The sequence below is a fragment of the Caldimonas thermodepolymerans genome (genome assembly GCF_015476235.1).
GTDB classification, from domain to species: Bacteria; Pseudomonadota; Gammaproteobacteria; order Burkholderiales; family Burkholderiaceae_C; genus Caldimonas; species Caldimonas thermodepolymerans.
Map to the genome: position 1 here is coordinate 3,424,891 of NZ_CP064338.1, position 15,308 is coordinate 3,440,198.

16 protein-coding genes are annotated in these 15,308 nt (G+C 69.2%); 9 read left to right on the forward strand and 7 right to left on the reverse strand.

Features of this window, described 5'->3' with window-relative positions; translation table 11 throughout:
• Window positions 1-44: 44 nt before the first annotated feature.
• From IS481_RS16205 to IS481_RS16230, 6 genes are all read right to left on the reverse strand, one after another.
• Entirely contained in the window at window positions 45-1,001 is a 957-nt protein-coding gene (locus IS481_RS16205; RefSeq protein ID WP_194963312.1) for a branched-chain amino acid ABC transporter permease, read from the reverse strand.
• 1 nt (window position 1,002) lies between these two features.
• Window positions 1,003-1,890 (reverse strand): branched-chain amino acid ABC transporter permease, encoded by an 888-nt coding sequence (locus IS481_RS16210; RefSeq protein ID WP_104359031.1) that lies wholly within the window; start codon window positions 1,888-1,890, stop codon window positions 1,003-1,005.
• Window positions 1,891-2,029: 139 nt separating this feature from the next.
• Window positions 2,030-3,241 (reverse strand): ABC transporter substrate-binding protein, encoded by a 1,212-nt coding sequence (locus IS481_RS16215; RefSeq protein WP_104359030.1) that lies wholly within the window; start codon window positions 3,239-3,241, stop codon window positions 2,030-2,032.
• Between the two features lie 43 nt (window positions 3,242-3,284).
• Entirely contained in the window at window positions 3,285-3,995 is a 711-nt protein-coding gene (locus IS481_RS16220; RefSeq protein WP_104359029.1) for an ABC transporter ATP-binding protein, read from the reverse strand.
• A 46-nt stretch (window positions 3,996-4,041) separates the two neighbouring features.
• Window positions 4,042-4,809, reverse strand: coding sequence for an ABC transporter ATP-binding protein (locus IS481_RS16225; protein ID WP_104359028.1), 768 nt, complete (start codon window positions 4,807-4,809; stop codon window positions 4,042-4,044).
• Between the two features lie 15 nt (window positions 4,810-4,824).
• Window positions 4,825-5,694, reverse strand: a complete 870-nt coding sequence (locus IS481_RS16230; protein ID WP_232529337.1) for an IclR family transcriptional regulator — start codon at window positions 5,692-5,694, stop codon at window positions 4,825-4,827.
• 274 nt (window positions 5,695-5,968) lie between these two features.
• Between IS481_RS16230 and IS481_RS16235 the strand changes: the two genes are divergently transcribed.
• The 3 genes from IS481_RS16235 to IS481_RS16245 all read left to right on the forward strand — a co-directional run bounded on the left by IS481_RS16235 (window position 5,969) and on the right by IS481_RS16245 (window position 8,787).
• Complete coding sequence (locus IS481_RS16235) at window positions 5,969-6,955, forward strand: hypothetical protein (RefSeq protein WP_104359027.1); 987 nt, start codon at window positions 5,969-5,971, stop codon at window positions 6,953-6,955.
• Between the two features lie 207 nt (window positions 6,956-7,162).
• Window positions 7,163-7,924, forward strand: a complete 762-nt coding sequence (locus IS481_RS16240; RefSeq protein WP_104359026.1) for a DUF4397 domain-containing protein — start codon at window positions 7,163-7,165, stop codon at window positions 7,922-7,924.
• 38 nt (window positions 7,925-7,962) lie between these two features.
• Complete coding sequence (locus IS481_RS16245) at window positions 7,963-8,787, forward strand: NUDIX hydrolase (RefSeq protein WP_104359025.1); 825 nt, start codon at window positions 7,963-7,965, stop codon at window positions 8,785-8,787.
• A 9-nt stretch (window positions 8,788-8,796) separates the two neighbouring features.
• Here the strand turns inward: IS481_RS16245 and IS481_RS16250 are convergent, their stop codons facing one another.
• Window positions 8,797-9,903: a phospholipase A gene (locus IS481_RS16250; RefSeq protein WP_232529338.1), complete on the reverse strand. Its 1,107-nt coding sequence runs from the start codon at window positions 9,901-9,903 to the stop codon at window positions 8,797-8,799.
• Between the two features lie 247 nt (window positions 9,904-10,150).
• Here IS481_RS16250 and IS481_RS16255 point away from each other — a divergent pair, with 247 nt between their 5' ends.
• The 6 genes from IS481_RS16255 (at window position 10,151) to IS481_RS16280 (ending at window position 15,307) form a co-directional block, all read left to right on the forward strand.
• Window positions 10,151-10,708 carry a cytochrome b gene (locus tag IS481_RS16255; protein ID WP_104356214.1) on the forward strand — a complete coding sequence of 186 codons (558 nt, stop codon included), beginning with the start codon at window positions 10,151-10,153 and terminating at the stop codon, window positions 10,706-10,708.
• Between the two features lie 46 nt (window positions 10,709-10,754).
• Window positions 10,755-11,315, forward strand: coding sequence for a YceI family protein (locus IS481_RS16260; protein ID WP_104356215.1), 561 nt, complete (start codon window positions 10,755-10,757; stop codon window positions 11,313-11,315).
• A gap of 50 nt (window positions 11,316-11,365) precedes the next feature.
• Complete coding sequence (locus tag IS481_RS16265; protein ID WP_104356216.1) at window positions 11,366-11,935, forward strand: YceI family protein; 570 nt, start codon at window positions 11,366-11,368, stop codon at window positions 11,933-11,935.
• A 152-nt stretch (window positions 11,936-12,087) separates the two neighbouring features.
• Complete coding sequence (locus IS481_RS16270; RefSeq protein ID WP_104356217.1) at window positions 12,088-12,420, forward strand: hypothetical protein; 333 nt, start codon at window positions 12,088-12,090, stop codon at window positions 12,418-12,420.
• A 40-nt stretch (window positions 12,421-12,460) separates the two neighbouring features.
• Window positions 12,461-13,174: a CRISPR-associated endonuclease Cas3'' gene (locus IS481_RS16275; protein WP_104356218.1), complete on the forward strand. Its 714-nt coding sequence runs from the start codon at window positions 12,461-12,463 to the stop codon at window positions 13,172-13,174.
• A 582-nt stretch (window positions 13,175-13,756) separates the two neighbouring features.
• A complete protein-coding gene (locus IS481_RS16280) occupies window positions 13,757-15,307 on the forward strand; it encodes a DUF1800 domain-containing protein (protein WP_232529340.1) in 1,551 nt (516 codons plus the stop codon).
• Window position 15,308 lies beyond the last annotated feature (1 nt).

Here is a 15,308-nt window from a genome sequence, read left to right on the forward strand (position 1 = left end):
GACGTGACGGCGGCGGGAGGGCGCGGGGCCCTCCCGTCCCGCCTTCAGGACGACGGGGCGCTGCGGTCGGCGCGGCGCTTCTGCCAGGCGATCAGCTCGCCGACGATGCCGCGCCGGAACGCCAGCACGCAGACCACGAAGGTCGCGCCGATGATGACCGTGACCCAGGAGCCGACCCGGTCGGCCAGGTAGTTCTGCAGGCCCACGATCGTGAAGGCGCCCACCACCGGCCCGGCGAACGTGCCCATGCCGCCCAGCAGGGTCATCAGCACCACCTCGCCCGACAGGCTCCAGTGCACGTCCGACAGCGTCGTGAAGCCCAGCACCAGGGTCTTGAGCGAGCCGGCCAGCCCGGCGATGGCGGTGGACAACACGAAGGCGAGCAGCTTGTAGCGGTCGACGTCGTAGCCCAGCGAGATCGTGCGCGGCTCGTTCTCGCGGATCGCCTTGAGCACCTGCCCGTACGGCGAGTGCACGATGCGCACGATGAACAGGAACACCGCGACGAAGACCGCCAGCACGACGAAGTACATCACCAGGTCGTTCTGCAGCGGCAGCAGCCCGAACAGCTTGCCGCGCGGCACGCCCTGCAGCCCGTCCTCGCCGCCGGTGAACGGCGCCTGCAGGCAGATGAAGTAGACCATCTGCGCCATCGCCAGCGTGATCATCGCGAAGTAGATGCCCTGGCGGCGGATCGCCACCAGCCCGACCACGAGCCCCAGCAGGGCCGCGATCGCGGTGCCGGCCACGACGCCCAGCTCCGGCGGCCAGCCGGCGCTGCGCACCAGCCAGCCGGTGGCGTAGCCGGCCGAGCCGAGGAAGGCCGCGTGGCCGAACGACAGCAGCCCGGTGTAGCCCAGCAGCAGGTTGAAGGCGCAGGCGAACATCGCGAAGCACAGCGCCTTCATCATGAAGACGGGGTACAGCCCGATGAACGGTGCGGCCACCAGCACGGCCAGCACCACCAGCCAGGCAACGCGTTGGGAAGTCTGCGGGTTCAACTCACTTCTCCTTGCCGAACAGACCGGCCGGCCGCAGCATCAGCACGATGGCCATGATGACGAACACGACGATGTTCGACGCCTCGGGGTAGAAGACCTTGGTCAACCCCTCGATCACCCCCAGCGCCAGGCCCGTGAGGATGGAGCCCAGGATCGAGCCCATGCCGCCGATCACCACCACCGCGAAGACGACGATGATCAGGTTCGAGCCCATCAGCGGCGTGATCTGGATCACCGGCGCCGCCAGCACGCCCGCCAGCGCTGCCAGGCCGGCCCCTGCGGCGTAGGTCAGCGTGACCATCATCGGCACGTTGATGCCGAAGGCCTGCACCAGCTGCGGGTTCTCGGTGCCGGCACGCAGGTAGGCCCCCAGCCGGGTCTTCTCGATCACGAACCACACGCCCAGGCACACCAGCAGCGACGCGAATACCACCCAGGCCCGGTAGTTGGGCAGGATCATGAAGCCCAGGTCGGTGGCGCCCTGCAGCTGCTCGGGCACCGAGTAGGACTGTCCCGAGACGCCGAACTGGTCGCGGAAGATCCCTTCCAGGATCAGCGCCAGGCCGAAGGTCAGCAGCAGGCCGTACAGCGGGTCGAGCCGGTACAGCTGCTTGAGCATGGTTCGCTCGATCACCACGCCGAGCGCGCCGACCACGATGGGCGCGACCAGCAGCGACAGCCAGTAGTTGATGCCCAGCTTCTCCAGGCCGAGCCAGGCCACGTAGGCGCCGACCATGTACAGCGCGCCGTGGGCGAAGTTGACGATGCCCAGCAGGCCGAAGATCACCGCCAGCCCGAGGCTCAGCATCGCGTAGAACGATCCGTTGACCAGCCCGAGCAGCAGCTGCCCGAGCAGGGCCTGCAGCGGAATGCCGAAGATCTCGCTCATGTCCTCTCCCGTCGCGCCCCGGCCGCGAGCGGGCCGGGGGCAGCCCTCGGGGCGGCCTCAGGCCGCCCGAGGGGGCATCGGCCCGCCGGGAGGGCGGCGCGCGCCGCCTCCCGCGGGCCTGCGCCGCACCGCGGCGCCGTCACTTCCACAACGCGCACTTGGACTCGGCCTTGGTCGTGAAGGCGTCCTCGCCCTTGATCACCGAGACCACGTCGAAGTAGTCCCAGGGCTCCTTGGACTTGTCGGGCGACTTCACCTGCAGCAGGTACATGTCGTGCACCATGCGGCCGTCCGGGCGCACGTAGCCGTCCTTGGCGTACATGTCGTTGATCTTGACCTTGCGGAACTCGGCCATGACCTTGTCCGCGTCGTCGGTCTTGATCGACTTGACGATGTTCAGGTACTGCCATGCGGCGGAGTAGTCGGCCGCCTGGATCGACGAGGGCATGCGCTTGATCTTGTCGAAGAACTTGCGGCTCCAGGCACGCGTCTCGTCGTCGCGGTTCCAGTACCAGCTGTCGGTCATGTACATGCCCTGCGTGGCCTTCAGGCCCAGCGCGTGGATGTCGTTGATGAACATCAGCAGGCCGGCGAGCTTCATCGACTTGGTGATGCCGAACTCGTTGGCGGCCTTGATGCTGTTGATCGTGTCGCCGCCGGCGTTGGCCAGGCCGAGGATCTGCGCCTTGCTGGCCTGGGCCTGCAGCAGGAAGGACGAGAAGTCGCTGGCCGACAGCGGGTGGCGCACCGAGCCGGCCACCGTGCCACCCGAGGCCTTCACGATCGCGGCGGTGTCGTTCTGCAGCGCGGCGCCGAACGCGTAGTCGGCGGTCAGGAAGTACCAGCTCTTGCCGCCTGCCTTCACCACCGCGCTGCCGGTTCCCTTGGCCATCGCCACCGTGTCATACGCGTAGTGGATGGTGTAGGGCGAGCACTGTTCGTTGGTCAGCGCCGAGGTGCCCGCGCCGATGGCGATGAAGGGCTTCTTCTTCTCGGCCGCCACGCCGGCCATCGACAGGCCGGTGGCCGAGTTGGTGCCGCCGATCAGCAGGTCCAGGCCCTGCTGGTCGAACCATTCGCGCGCCTTGGCCGCGGCCACGTCGGGCTTGTTCTGGTGGTCGGCGGTGAGCAGCTCGATCTTCTTGCCCTCGATCTGGCCACCGATGTCGGCAATCGCCATCCGGATGGCTTCGGCGCCGGCCGGACCGTCGATGTCCGCGTACAGGCCGGACATGTCGGTGATGAAGCCGATGCGGATGACATCGCCGGAGATCTGGGCCTGGGCGGGCGTGCCCATGGCCAGGGCGGCGCAAGCCAAGGTGCAGGCAGCAGCAAGTTTCCTGGGTGTCATCGATGTCTCCTTCATTGGTTGGGGAGGTGGAAAAGTCCTCTGGTCAGACGCCGAGGTATTCGTGCAGGTCGTGCATGCGCTCGGGCAGCTCGGCCTGTGTGAACGACTGGATGATCCGGCCGTGCTCCATCACCAGGAAGCGGTCGGCCAGCGGTGCGGCAAAGCGGAAGTTCTGCTCCACCATCACGATGGTGTAGCCCTGCTGGCGCAGGGTGCGCACCACCTCGGCGAGCTTCTGCACGATCACCGGGGCCAGGCCCTCGGAGATCTCGTCGAGCAGCAGCAGGCGCGCACCCGTGCGCAGGATGCGCGCCACCGCGAGCATCTGCTGCTCGCCGCCGGACAGCCGCGTGCCCTGGCTGGCGGCGCGCTCCTTGAGGTTGGGGAACATCTGGTACAGCGCGTCCAGGCCCATGCCGCCCGGCGCGATCGCCGGCGGCAGCATCAGGTTCTCCTCGGCCGACAGGCTGGAGAAGATGCCGCGTTCCTCGGGGCAGTAGCCCACGCCCAGCCGCGCGATGCGGTGCGGCGGCAGCTGGATGGACTCCTGGCCCATGATCTTCACCGAGCCCTTGCGCGAGCCGATCAGGCCCATGATCGCGCGCAGCGTGCTGGTGCGCCCGGCGCCGTTGCGCCCGAGCAGCGTCACCACCTCGCCCTCGTCGACGTGGAAGTCCACGCCGTGCAGCACGTGCGACTCCCCGTACCAGCCGTGCAGGCCCTGGACTTCGAGCATGCGCTTCTTGTCGCTCATCGGTCGGCTCCACGAAGGTTGTGCGTGCATGCGCTGGCGACGCCCATCAATGCGCTCCTTGCAGTTCGGTGCTGGCGCTGCCCATGTAGGCCTCGATCACGTCCGGGTTGCGCGAGACCTCGGCGTAGGGGCCCTCGGCGAGCTTGGCGCCGCGTTGCAGCACGGTGATGGTGTCGGCGATGCTGGAGACCACGCTCATGTTGTGCTCCACCATCAGGATGGTGCGGTTGGCCGACACCTTCTTGATCAGGTGCTGCACGCGCTCGACGTCCTCCAGGCCCATGCCCTGCGTCGGCTCGTCCAGCAGCATCAGTTCCGGCTCCATCGCCAGCGTGGTGGCGATCTCGAGCGCGCGCTTGCGCCCGTAGCTCAGCTCGTGCGTGGCGAGGTCGGCGTAGCGGTCCAGGTCGACCTCGCGCAGCAGCTCCATCGCCCGGTCGTTGAGCCCGTACAGCGAGCGCTCGGGCTTCCAGAAGTGGAACGAGGTGCCCAGCTTGCGCTGCAGCGCGACGCGCACGTTCTCCAGCACCGTCAGGTGCGGGAACACCGCCGAGATCTGGAACGAGCGGATGATGCCGCGCCGCGCGATGTGCGCCGGCTTCTCGTGCGTGATGTCGGTGCCGTTGAACAGGATCTGGCCCGACGTCGGCGTGATGAACTTGGTCAGCAGGTTGAAGCAGGTGGTCTTGCCCGCACCGTTCGGGCCGATCAGCGCATGGATCGTGCCGCGGCGGACCTGCAGGTCCACCTTGTTGACCGCGACGAAGCCCTTGAACTCCTTCGTCAGGGCGCGTGTCTCGAGGATGATGTCCATCGGGTTGCAGCCTCGTCAGCTCGTGGATCCGGGAAACGCGGCCGGCGCGACGCGCCCGCCGATGCGTTCCGACAACTGGCGCGCGACGCGCATCACCACGCCGCGCAGCCGCTCGCCGCTGGAGGGCAGCAGCGCCTTGGGGATGCACACCCCGACGCCGGCCACCGGCAGGCCGGCCGCGCCGAACACCGGCGCGCCGTAGCAGTAGATGCCTTCGCGCACCCCCTCGTCGTCGATGCTGTAGCCGCGCGCCCGCGTCTCGGCCATCTCCTGCAGGAAGACGTCGATCGGGACCGGCTGGCGTCCCTGCACCATCGGGTGCAGCAGGGCCGGCAGGCGCTCGCGCACCGCGGCCGGCTCGTGGAAGGCCAGCATCGACTTGCCGGTGGCAGCCAGGTGCGCGGGCAGGCGCATGCCCACGTGGAAGGCCAGCCCCAGCGGGTGGCTGCCGGGCCGCGCGGCGACGTAGACGATGTCCGCGCCGTCCAGCACCGAGAGGATGATGGTCTCCTCCGGGCGCTGGCCCAGCTCGCTCCAGATGCGGTGGAATTCGTCGACCACCTGGGTGTGCGCGCTGAAGGCATGCGCCAGCCCGAGCACCCGGGCGCCGATGAAGTAGCTGCCGTCCTCGTAGCGGCGCAGGTAGCCCAGCTGGGCCATCGTGCGGCACAGGGCGTGCACGCTGCTCTTGGGCAGGGCCAGCGACGAGGCGATGCGCGACAGCCCGATGGGTTCGCGCTCGCCGGCCAGCAGGTCCAGCACCGCGAAGGCGCGCACCACCGCAGGCACCAGGCCGGCCGGAGGGTGCCGGTCGCGGCCGGCATCGCCCGAGGGCATCGACGACACCGGCGAGGCAGGCATGGCAGTGACGGTCGATTGGCTCATCAGACTCCGTGCGACGAACACGCGGTTCGATATGTCGGACACGCGTTCCGTATGCGGAACGGCTGCCCAGTCTAGGCATGGCGTTTTCCGCTTCCTACGGGGGGAAACACGAGCTTCGGGGTTAGTCCTCACAGGGATGTCCCCGGACCTCGCCGGACCGCACCGCCCGGCGCCGCGACCGTCCCGGCCGGCTGCATGCGCAAGGCGACGCGCCAGTGCCTCCATCCGGGCGCTGCTATCCTCGCGCCCCACCCACTGCTCAAGGAAATCCTGCATGCTCCCTTCGCTTCCCACGCTCACCCGGACGCCGGCACGCCGGCTCGCACGCCTGGCGACGGTCGCGCTGGCAGCGGCCTGCGCCTTGCCCGCGGGGGCCGACCCGGTTGCCCAGGAGCGCGGGCAAGCGGCCGAGGAAGCCGAGCGGGTCGAACGCGAGCTGGGCGTGCGGCCGATGCGCTTCGAGGACCTGCAGCCCTACGACCGCAGGGTGTCGGCCAGCGAGCTGGCGGCGGCGACGCAGGCGCCCGTGAACCTCCAGCCCTTCCCGGCCCTGTTCGACGACGCCGCGCGCTACGACGAGGCCTCGCTGTGGCGGGAAGGCGGCGTGATCCAGCTGATCGTCACCTCCCCCCTCTCGAGTCACGACGGGTACGGGGCGCGCCGCATCTTCATGACCTGCGGCGGGAACCGGCACGCCATCCTCCAGGCGGCGGGCCGGTTCGCCCGCACCGCGACCGAAGCGGCCCTGCTGGCGCGCAACCCCTCCGAGCAGGCCACCACGGGCCCCTCGCCCTCGGTCGAGATGGTCGAGGCCTGGTGGACCCCGCCGGGCAAACCGAACGCGGCGATCCAGGACCTGTGCGATCGCGCCAAGCCAGCACCGTATGCGCTCGCGGTCCCGATCTCGTTCCGCAACGGCGAGGTGCTCTCGGTCCCGGTGCGCTCGATCCGGAAGACCCGGGACGGCCAGGGCGTCGGCTGGGTGCAGCTGCGCCACCTCCCGGAGGCCGCCCCGCATCCCGCCTGGGACGCACCGGACGCCCCCACCGAGCAGCTGCTGCACCTGGCGCAGATGCTCAGCCCCGCGATGTATGCGGTGAACTGCGCCACCGGGGACGTCCGCGGCGCGTCGCTCCAGTACTCGCGGTCGCTGAAGCTGGTGATCCCCGGCCTGTGGCCGGACGACGGCAAGCACGTGCGCGACCTGGTCAAGCCCCTGGCCATCGGCAGCATGTTCTCGTGTTCGGCGGTGGGGCTGTAGCCCCCTCCTTCCATCCAGGGAGCACCGCTCGCGCGGCCCGGGCCGGCATGCCGTGCCGCGCGCTGTCGCGTGCGGCAGACAGGCGGTCGTCTCCGTTACCGAAACGGCGCACACGACATGCGCGGCTCGGCAACAATCTGCGCTTTCGTGTGCAACGCTCACCGGGCGTCGCGGCGCCCGGCGACCTGACCGGGAGGAACCCTTTCAATGTCCGAAAAGCAACGCTCCGGTGTCCGATGCGGCATCACCCGCCGCCAGTGGACGCTGTCCGCGCTCGGCCTGGCCGGCGCCGCCGTGCTGCCCGCCTGCGGCGGCGGCTCCGGCGACGACGATGACGACCTGCCGCGCCTGCGCTTCGTCAACGGCACGCTGAACTACCGTGCGGTGAACGTCTACCTGGGCTCGACCCGGGTGCTCTCGGGACTGGAGAACGGCGGCCGGATCAGCCAGATCCGCACGCTCGACCAGGGACGCCGCACCGTCCGCATGGTGAACACCAACGCCATGGGCGAGGTTTCGGCCACGTACGACTTCGAGCCCGGGACCTGGACCACGGCGCTGGCCTACGGTCCCAGCACGGCCAAGATGCTGTTCATCGAGGAGAACAGCGACGAGGCCCCGTCGGGCCGCTCGCACCTGCGCGTGTTCCATGCCGATTCGAGCCTCGGCGCCGTGGACGTCTACGTGACCGCCTCCGGCGTCACCGACCTGCGCGACGAGGACCCGATCGTCAGCGGGCTTGGCTACGACAGCGACGCAGCGATGGACGACCCGGTGGTCGTGAATTCCGGGGCCTGCCGCATCCAGTTCACGCTGGCCGACGACAAGACCGTGCGCTACCGCTCGGAGCCGATCACGCTGCCCAGCCGCTCCAACGTCACGCTGGTGATCGTGCCGGACAACGGCGACCACACCGTCGTCGCCCTGCCGGAACGCCACAACGGCAACCGGCTGACCAACGAGCTGTAAGCCGGGCAGGCCGCGACGTCGCCTCTACACTGCAGGGCATGTCCAGCCTTCCCTTCGACTGCCCTGCCCTGCACGCCGCGCGCCGCCTGCAGCGCGACCGCCTGCTGCCCTTCCACATCGCCGGCAAGCCGGTCGGCACCGTCGCGCGCGAGCACCTCGACGCGCTGGCCGCACATGCCCCCTGGCTGCAGGTCGAGGCCGACCGCGCGCACATGGACGACGCGCTGGCCACCCCGGCGCAGCGCAGCGCGGCGCTGGCCGCCACCAACGCGGCGCTGCGCGAACTGGGCCTGATCCGCGCCTGGCGCGACGAGACCTACGCCATCGTCGAGGACGAAGGCGCCGCCCCGCTGGCGCTGATCGAGCGCGCCTCGGCGCGCTTCTGGGGCACGCTGACCTTCGGCGCCCACCTCAACGGCTACGTCTGCGACGAGCACGGCCGCCCCAGCCACCTGTGGATCTCGCGGCGCGCCCTGACCAAGTCGGTCGACCCCGGCCGTCTGGACAACCTGGTCGCCGGCGGCGTGCCGCACGACCAGACGCCGTACGAGACGATGGTGCGCGAGTGCTGGGAGGAGTCCGGCATCCCCGAGCCGCTGGCGCGCCAGGCCCGGCACTGCGGCCGCGTGAAGCTGCACTGCGACATCCTCGAAGGGGTGCAGCTCGAGGTGGTGCACGTCTTCGATTTGGAGCTGCCGCGCGACTTCCGCCCGCGCGCCACCGACGGCGAGGTGATGGAACACCGCCTGCTGCCGCTGGACGAGGTGGTCGAGCTGCTGCGCGGCGAGGAGTTCACCACCGACGCGGCGCTGGCGACGCTGGACTTCCTGCGCCGGCACCAGCGCGTGACGCTGCCGGCCTGAGCCCGCGGCTCAGAACTGGAACAGCGTGATGCCGACGCCCAGGCTGTGCTGCTGGCGGTTGTAGTCCAGCAGCGTCTCGCCGTAGCCGGAGAACAGCTGCACGTACCAGCGCAGGCCCTCGGGGTGGTCACTGTCGACCGGGTAGGTCCAGTCCAGCTGCCACGAGCCGTGCTTGACGTCGCGCAGGTTGCTGCGCCAGCGCAGCGACGCGGTCGCGCGCCCCGGCAGCCAGGCCACGGTGACCTCGCCGCGGCCGAGGTAGTGGGTCAGGTCCGGGTTGTCGTCATCGTCGCCGTCTTCCGGCAGGCGCTTGTGCAGGCGCGCCAGGATGCTGACCTCGCCCTTTTCCAGGCCGGCAGCGACGTAGACCCGGTTCCAGCTGCGCGACAGCGGCTCGGACTGCCCGTTGGACTGGTGCGCCAGCCCCGCATGCACCATGCGGAACTCCCAGCCGTGCGGCAGCAGGCGCAGCGGCTTGGGCACCGGCACCACGTAGATCAGCTCGGGCTCGAAGTCGGTGCTGCGAAACGGCGACGACTCCTTGCGGTTCCACACCTGCCACATCGACTGCTGCGTGTAGCCGAACCAGATGTCCGCATCGGGCAGCAGCACGCTCTGCGCGATCTTGGTGCGCAGCGAGATCTGCAGCTTGGTCTCGATCTGCTTGTAGTCGTTCGGCTCGCCGTCGGACGGCCGCGTCGGGCTTTGCGGGTCGCGGTTGATGTGGCTGGTGTAGTGCACCGGCAGGATGAAGTTGGGCCGGTACGACTTGAACCGGAAGGTGCCGTGCTTGTCGGCGCGGTCCAGCTCCCAGAACGCCGACCAGAAACTCTGCGCGCTGCGCGGCCGCAGCCCCGAGCCGGCGCTGGCGGCCTGCGGCGCCTCGTCGGCCGGCGCGGCTTCGGCCGGCAGCGGCGCGGGCATCGTCACGCGGGCAGGCGGCTCGGCGGCCGGAGCCTGGGCGGCTGCCGGCGCCGGCACCGGCGCGCTGCGGCCGGCCACGCGGTCGTAGCAGGCCAGCCGCTCGGCGTCGGCCTCGATCGCGGCGCAGTCGGCCAGCCCGGCTGGCGCCTGGGCGCCGGCCGACCAGGCGGCCACCCACAGACCGAGTCCCACGCACGCCGGCCGCAGCCGCATTTCGCACTTCATCACCGATTCCTGATCCTGCCGCAAGTCAAAACGCCGCAGTGTGCCGCAAAGCCGGGGCCGGCCCAAGGTCCGGTTTCAAAGCCTTCGAACGATCCGGTCAAGGGACGTGAACCAAATCGCCGAGGCACACTCTTATGCTTGCGGCTCACGCTGGCGGCGTGCGCCCTGCGAACCGGCCACCGCCGCCCGCGAGCCTTCAGAGATTTTCAACGACATGACCCAACCCGCTGCTGCCCGCTATTCCGGCCCGGCGATCGCCCTGCACTGGCTGCTGGCCCTCGCCATCATCGGCACCTTCTGCCTGGGGGTGTACATGACCAGCCTGCCGATGTCCCCGGCGCGGCTGAAGTACTACAACTGGCACAAGTGGGCGGGCGTGACCATCCTGGCGCTGTCGGCGCTGCGCCTGCTGTGGCGCCTGTGGCGCCGCCCGCCGCCGCTGCCCGAGCAGGTGCTGCGCAGCATGCCCGGCTGGCAGCGCATCGCGCACCACGCCACCCACCACGGCATGTACCTGCTGTTCTTCGCCGTGCCGCTGGTCGGCTGGGCCTACAGCTCGGCGGCGGGCTTCCCGATCGTGTGGTTCGGCGTGCTGCAGCTGCCGGACTTCGTCTCGCCCGACCGCGCCCTGGCGCAGGCCATCAAGCCCTGGCACGGCGCGCTGGCCTATGCGCTGGCCACGCTGGTCGTGCTGCACGTGGCCGCCGTGATCAAGCACCAGCTGATCGACCGCGACGGCCTGCTCGCGCGCATGCTGCCCGGCCGCGCTTGAGGGGGCACCGCAGAACCGGGCCCATGCCAGACCTTCCGGAGTTCCGATGAAAAAGCTCTTCCTTGCCTTTGCCGCTTCCGCCGTGATCGCGGCCCCCGCCTGGGCCCAGCAGAAGCTCGTGCCCGCCCAGAGCGAGATCGTCTTCGTCAGCACGCAGATGGGCGTGCCGGTGGAAGGCCATTTCAGGACGTTCGACGCGCAGGTGCAGTTCGACCCGAAGAAGCCCGAGACCTCGTCGATCGCCTTCACCGTCGACCTGGGCAGCGCGGCGCTGGGCGTGCCCGAGACCGAAGCCGAGCTGGCCAAGCCCGAGTGGTTCGACACCAAGCGCTTCCCGCAGGCGCGCTTCCAGTCGACCTCGATCAAGGCCACCGGCCCGCAGCGCTTCGACGTGGCCGGCAAGCTCACCATCAAGGGCCAGACGCGCGACCTGGTGGTGCCCGTGACGCTGGCGCAGGCCGGCGGCACCACCACCGCCACCGGCGCCTTCACGCTCAAGCGGCTGGAGTTCAAGATCGGCGATGGCGACTGGGCCGACACCTCCATGGTCGCCAACGACGTGCAGGTCAAGTTCAAGCTCGCGCTCACCGGCGTCGCGCCGCTGTGATGCGCCTTCGTCTTCATCCACACACCCAACCACCCGAGGAACCGAGACTCATGAAGCACACCCTCATCGCCGCCGCCGTCCTGGCCGCCGCAGCCGCTGCGCACGCCGAGCCCGCCACCTACGGCATCGACCCCAACCACACCTTCGTGAGCTTCGAGGTGCGGCACCTGGGCATGTCCACCATCCGGGCGCGCTTCGACAAGAAGGAAGGCACGATCCAGCTCGACCGCGCCGCCAAGACCGGCCGTGCCGAGTTCACGATCGACATGACCTCGGTCAACAGCGGCGTGCCGCGCTTCGACGGTCACCTCAAGAGCGACGACCTGTTCAAGACCGGCGCCTTCCCGACCGCCAAGTTCGTCGCCGACAAGTTCGTCTTCAACGGCGACCAACTGACCGAAGTCACCGGCAACCTGACGCTGCTGGACAAGACCCACCCGGTCACGTTCAAGGCCACCAACTTCGCCTGCATCGAACACCCAATGCTCAAGCGCGAGGCCTGCGGCGGCGACTTCGAGGCCACCATCCAGCGCAGCCAGTGGGGCATCAACTACGGCTTGCCCGCCGTCGCCCCGGACAACGTGCGCGTGCTGATCCAGATCGAAGCGATCAAGCAGTAAGCGCACCACGCCTGCCCTTGCCCGCCCCCGCGGACGCGAGTCCCCGAGGGCTTTTTTCACGCTGGCGATCACTCCCAAGGGGGATAGCCGCTGGCCCCCCGCTCGCAGTAAGGTCTTTGTGACAAAAAGATTCCGGACGGTGAGAGACGGGGATGGGCCAGACCGAGCGCCTGTACAAGCTCAAGACGTGGCTCGACAGCGGACGCTGCGTGAAGCGCGACGCCGTGCTGCGGGCGCTCGAGATCTCGCCGGCCACCCTCAAGCGCGACCTGGCCCTGCTGCGCGACCGGCTTGAGGTCCCCATCGTCTGGGACAAGGAGGGGGGCGGCTGGCGTCTTGACAAGAGTCAATCGTCTTCCGGTATGCGCCACGAACTGCCCGGGCTGTGGTTCAGCGCGCAGGAGCTGCAGGCACCCGACGGGGAAAGCGACCGCTCTGGCAAGAACTGGGTGCGGCTGGAGTCTTGCTGTAGACCTCGGTCATGAAATGAGGCCCGAAACCCGGCAGTCATCTGAACCACCGACCATGGACTTCTACGCCCATTCAACCAACCGCCGCGATAAGGCCGACTGGCAGCGGCTAGCGGACCACCTGCTGGGAACAGCACTGGGCGCATCGAAGCGAGCAGGCACTTTCGGCGCCGATGCTGCAGCCTACGTGGCGGGCCTGCTTCACGACATAGGCAAGTACACCCGTGACTTCCAGAACCTGTTGAGCGGGGACCTTCGTCGCGTGGACCATGCCACCTGGGGTGCCCGTATCGCGCAAGAACGGTATGGGCCTGTTGGCACGCTCGTGGCCTACGGGATCGCGGGACATCACGCGGGACTTGCCAACGGCAGAACCGGAGAAGCTCGCTCGTCGCTGAGCGAGAGGCTGTCGCAAGACTATGTCGACAGACACCTGCCCCCGTTGCTGCCTGGCTGGGAAAAAGAACTGCAGCTTCCCGGGCAGGTAAGCCTGCCCCGAGGATTCACCGCACATCCCGATCCTCGATACAGAGCTTTCCAGTTGTCTCTTCTGCTGCGGATGGTCTTCTCCTGTCTTGTCGATGCTGATTTCGTCGACACCGACAACTTCTACCGCCGCGTTCGCGGTGAGCCTCCGAGAGACGAAGCAGCAGGCCCGAGCCTGGATGCGCTGCGGAATCGCCTCGACAGCCATCTCGCCGCCAAGCCCTGCACAAGCTGGATCAATGAGGAACGTCAACGCATCCTCGCCCACGGGCGCGTGGGTTGAAACATCCAGTGGGCCGGCCAGGCCGACTCCGAGGCCGGTCGCGCCCTCACGGGCGCGTGGGTTGAAACGTCCGGGAGTTCGGCACCATCATCGACATCGAGCAGGTCGCGCCCTCACGAGTGCGACGATTGAAACGTTCTCTGCCTGCTGATCACGCGGGGTGGCAAGGTCGCTCACTCACGCTCGAAAGCACTCGCGCTGGGACCGATTTACCCACTCTCCGGGTCCCGTTCTTGCGTTCATCCCTGGCCATCCTTGTCCAACCGTAACCCCGCGCGCCTGAACACCCCGCGCCGGAAACACCCGGTTGCGCAGTGGACTGCATTTGTCAGTGGCAGTTGACGAATTGAGGCAGGACCGACGCATTCCTGCCGGAGGGTCACACTTGGAACGCACGCATATCGCGCACAACGACATCTGGCGCTGGGGCTCGCCGCGCTGCTGGCCGCCTGCGGCGGCGGGGGAAGCGGCAGCGGAAGTGACACTGCGCCTCCGCAGCAAGGCGGCAGTGGCGGCGGCGGTGGAGGCACCGGCTCGGGCAGCGGGCTGCCGCAAGCGCAGCCGACCACGCTGCGCGACGCGGTGCGGCTGGCCGACCAGGCCAGCTTCGGGCCGACCGAGGCACTGATCGAGGAGATCCGCACCCAGGGCCCGGCGCGCTGGATCGCGCTGCAGATGTCCGCGCCCAGGTCGCGCTACACCAGCGGCGGCAACGGCGCGGTGCACCAGTACACCGGCTCGGGCAGCTTCTGCGACGGGCGGGGCCCCAACTGCTGGCGCGACTGGTCGTCCAGCATCCCGCTGGTGTGGGACTTCTACCGCAACGCGGTCGAGAAGCCGGACCAGCTGCGCCAGCGCGTGGCGTTCGCGCTGCAGCAGATCGTGGTGGTGTCGAACCTCGAGGTGGAAGGCACCTACGGGCTGCGCAACTACCACAACATGCTGCTCGACGAGGCGTTCGGCAACTACCGCAACGTGCTGCGCAAGGTGGCGCTGTCGCCGGTGATGGGCGACTACCTGGACAACGTCAACAACGACAAGGCCGCGCCGAACGAGAACTTCGCGCGCGAGCTGCTGCAGCTGTTCTCGATCGGCACCTGCCAGCTCAACGCCGACGGCACGCTCAAGGGCGGCAGCTGCCAGCCCACCTACGACAACGAGACGGTGCGCGCCTACGCCTACGCGCTGACCGGCTGGACCTACCCGCCCGGCGGCGCCACGCCTTGGGGCTGCTGGCCGCGCGGCACCAACTGCCGCTACTACGAGGGCGACATGGTGCCGGTGGAGGCGTTCCACGACACGCAGCCGCGCACGCTGCTGTCCGGCGTCTCGCTGCCGGCCGGGCACACTGCCCCGCAGGCGCTCGAGGCGGTGCTCGACAGCCTGATGCAGCACCCCAACATCGCGCCCTTCATCGGCAAGCAGCTGATCCAGCACCTGGTGACCAGCAACCCCTCGCCCGCCTACGTGCAGCGCGTGGCCAGCGCCTTCGCGAGCGGCCGCTTCCAGGGCTTCGGCAACGGCCAGCGCGGCGACCTGCGCGCCACGGTGGCGGCCATCCTGCTTGACCCTGAAGCACGCAACGAGTCGCCGGGCAACGACTTCGGGCGCCTGCGCGAGCCGGCGCAGGTGATGGCCGGCGTGCTGCGCGCGCTCAACGGCCGCACCGACGGCGACGCGCTCGGCTGGTGGTGGGGCGACACGCTGCGCCAGCACGTGTTCCGCGCCCCGTCGGTGTTCAACTTCTACCCGCCGGACTACCCCGTGCCGGGCACCGGGCTGGTCGGTCCGGCCTTCGGCATCCACAACGCCAACGGCGCCCTGCAGCGCATCAACTACGTGAACTACCTCGTCAACTGGGGCGGCTCGCAGCCCAACGGCAGCGTGCCCGACGCGATCGGCACCAAGGTGGACCTGTCGCCCTTCGATGCCGACGCGGAGGATCCGGCCCGGCTGGTCGACCGGCTCTCGCGGCTGGCGCTGGGCCAGGCGCTGCCGCCGCAGGCGCGCAGCCAGGTGATCAATGCGGTGGCGGCGTTCAACCCCACGCGCGACAACAGCCACCTGCGCAACCGCGTCAAGACCGCCGCCTACCTGGTGTTCAGCGCCCCGCAGTACCACGTGATCCGGTGAG

Excerpts from the sequence above, each read along its gene's own strand:
- IS481_RS16210 (WP_104359031.1), bottom strand. The coding sequence starts at position 1,890 with ATGAGCGAGATCTTCGGCATTCCGCTGCAGGCCCTGCTCGGGCAGCTG.
- IS481_RS16215 (WP_104359030.1), bottom strand. The coding sequence starts at position 3,241 with ATGACACCCAGGAAACTTGCTGCTGCCTGCACCTTGGCTTGCGCCGCC.
- IS481_RS16220 (WP_104359029.1), bottom strand. The coding sequence starts at position 3,995 with ATGAGCGACAAGAAGCGCATGCTCGAAGTCCAGGGCCTGCACGGCTGG.
- IS481_RS16225 (WP_104359028.1), bottom strand. The coding sequence starts at position 4,809 with ATGGACATCATCCTCGAGACACGCGCCCTGACGAAGGAGTTCAAGGGC.
- IS481_RS16230 (WP_232529337.1), bottom strand. The coding sequence starts at position 5,694 with ATGAGCCAATCGACCGTCACTGCCATGCCTGCCTCGCCGGTGTCGTCG.
- IS481_RS16235 (WP_104359027.1), top strand. The coding sequence starts at position 5,969 with ATGCTCCCTTCGCTTCCCACGCTCACCCGGACGCCGGCACGCCGGCTC.
- IS481_RS16240 (WP_104359026.1), top strand. The coding sequence starts at position 7,163 with ATGTCCGAAAAGCAACGCTCCGGTGTCCGATGCGGCATCACCCGCCGC.
- IS481_RS16245 (WP_104359025.1), top strand. The coding sequence starts at position 7,963 with ATGTCCAGCCTTCCCTTCGACTGCCCTGCCCTGCACGCCGCGCGCCGC.
- IS481_RS16255 (WP_104356214.1), top strand. The coding sequence starts at position 10,151 with ATGACCCAACCCGCTGCTGCCCGCTATTCCGGCCCGGCGATCGCCCTG.
- IS481_RS16260 (WP_104356215.1), top strand. The coding sequence starts at position 10,755 with ATGAAAAAGCTCTTCCTTGCCTTTGCCGCTTCCGCCGTGATCGCGGCC.
- IS481_RS16265 (WP_104356216.1), top strand. The coding sequence starts at position 11,366 with ATGAAGCACACCCTCATCGCCGCCGCCGTCCTGGCCGCCGCAGCCGCT.
- IS481_RS16270 (WP_104356217.1), top strand. The coding sequence starts at position 12,088 with ATGGGCCAGACCGAGCGCCTGTACAAGCTCAAGACGTGGCTCGACAGC.
- IS481_RS16275 (WP_104356218.1), top strand. The coding sequence starts at position 12,461 with ATGGACTTCTACGCCCATTCAACCAACCGCCGCGATAAGGCCGACTGG.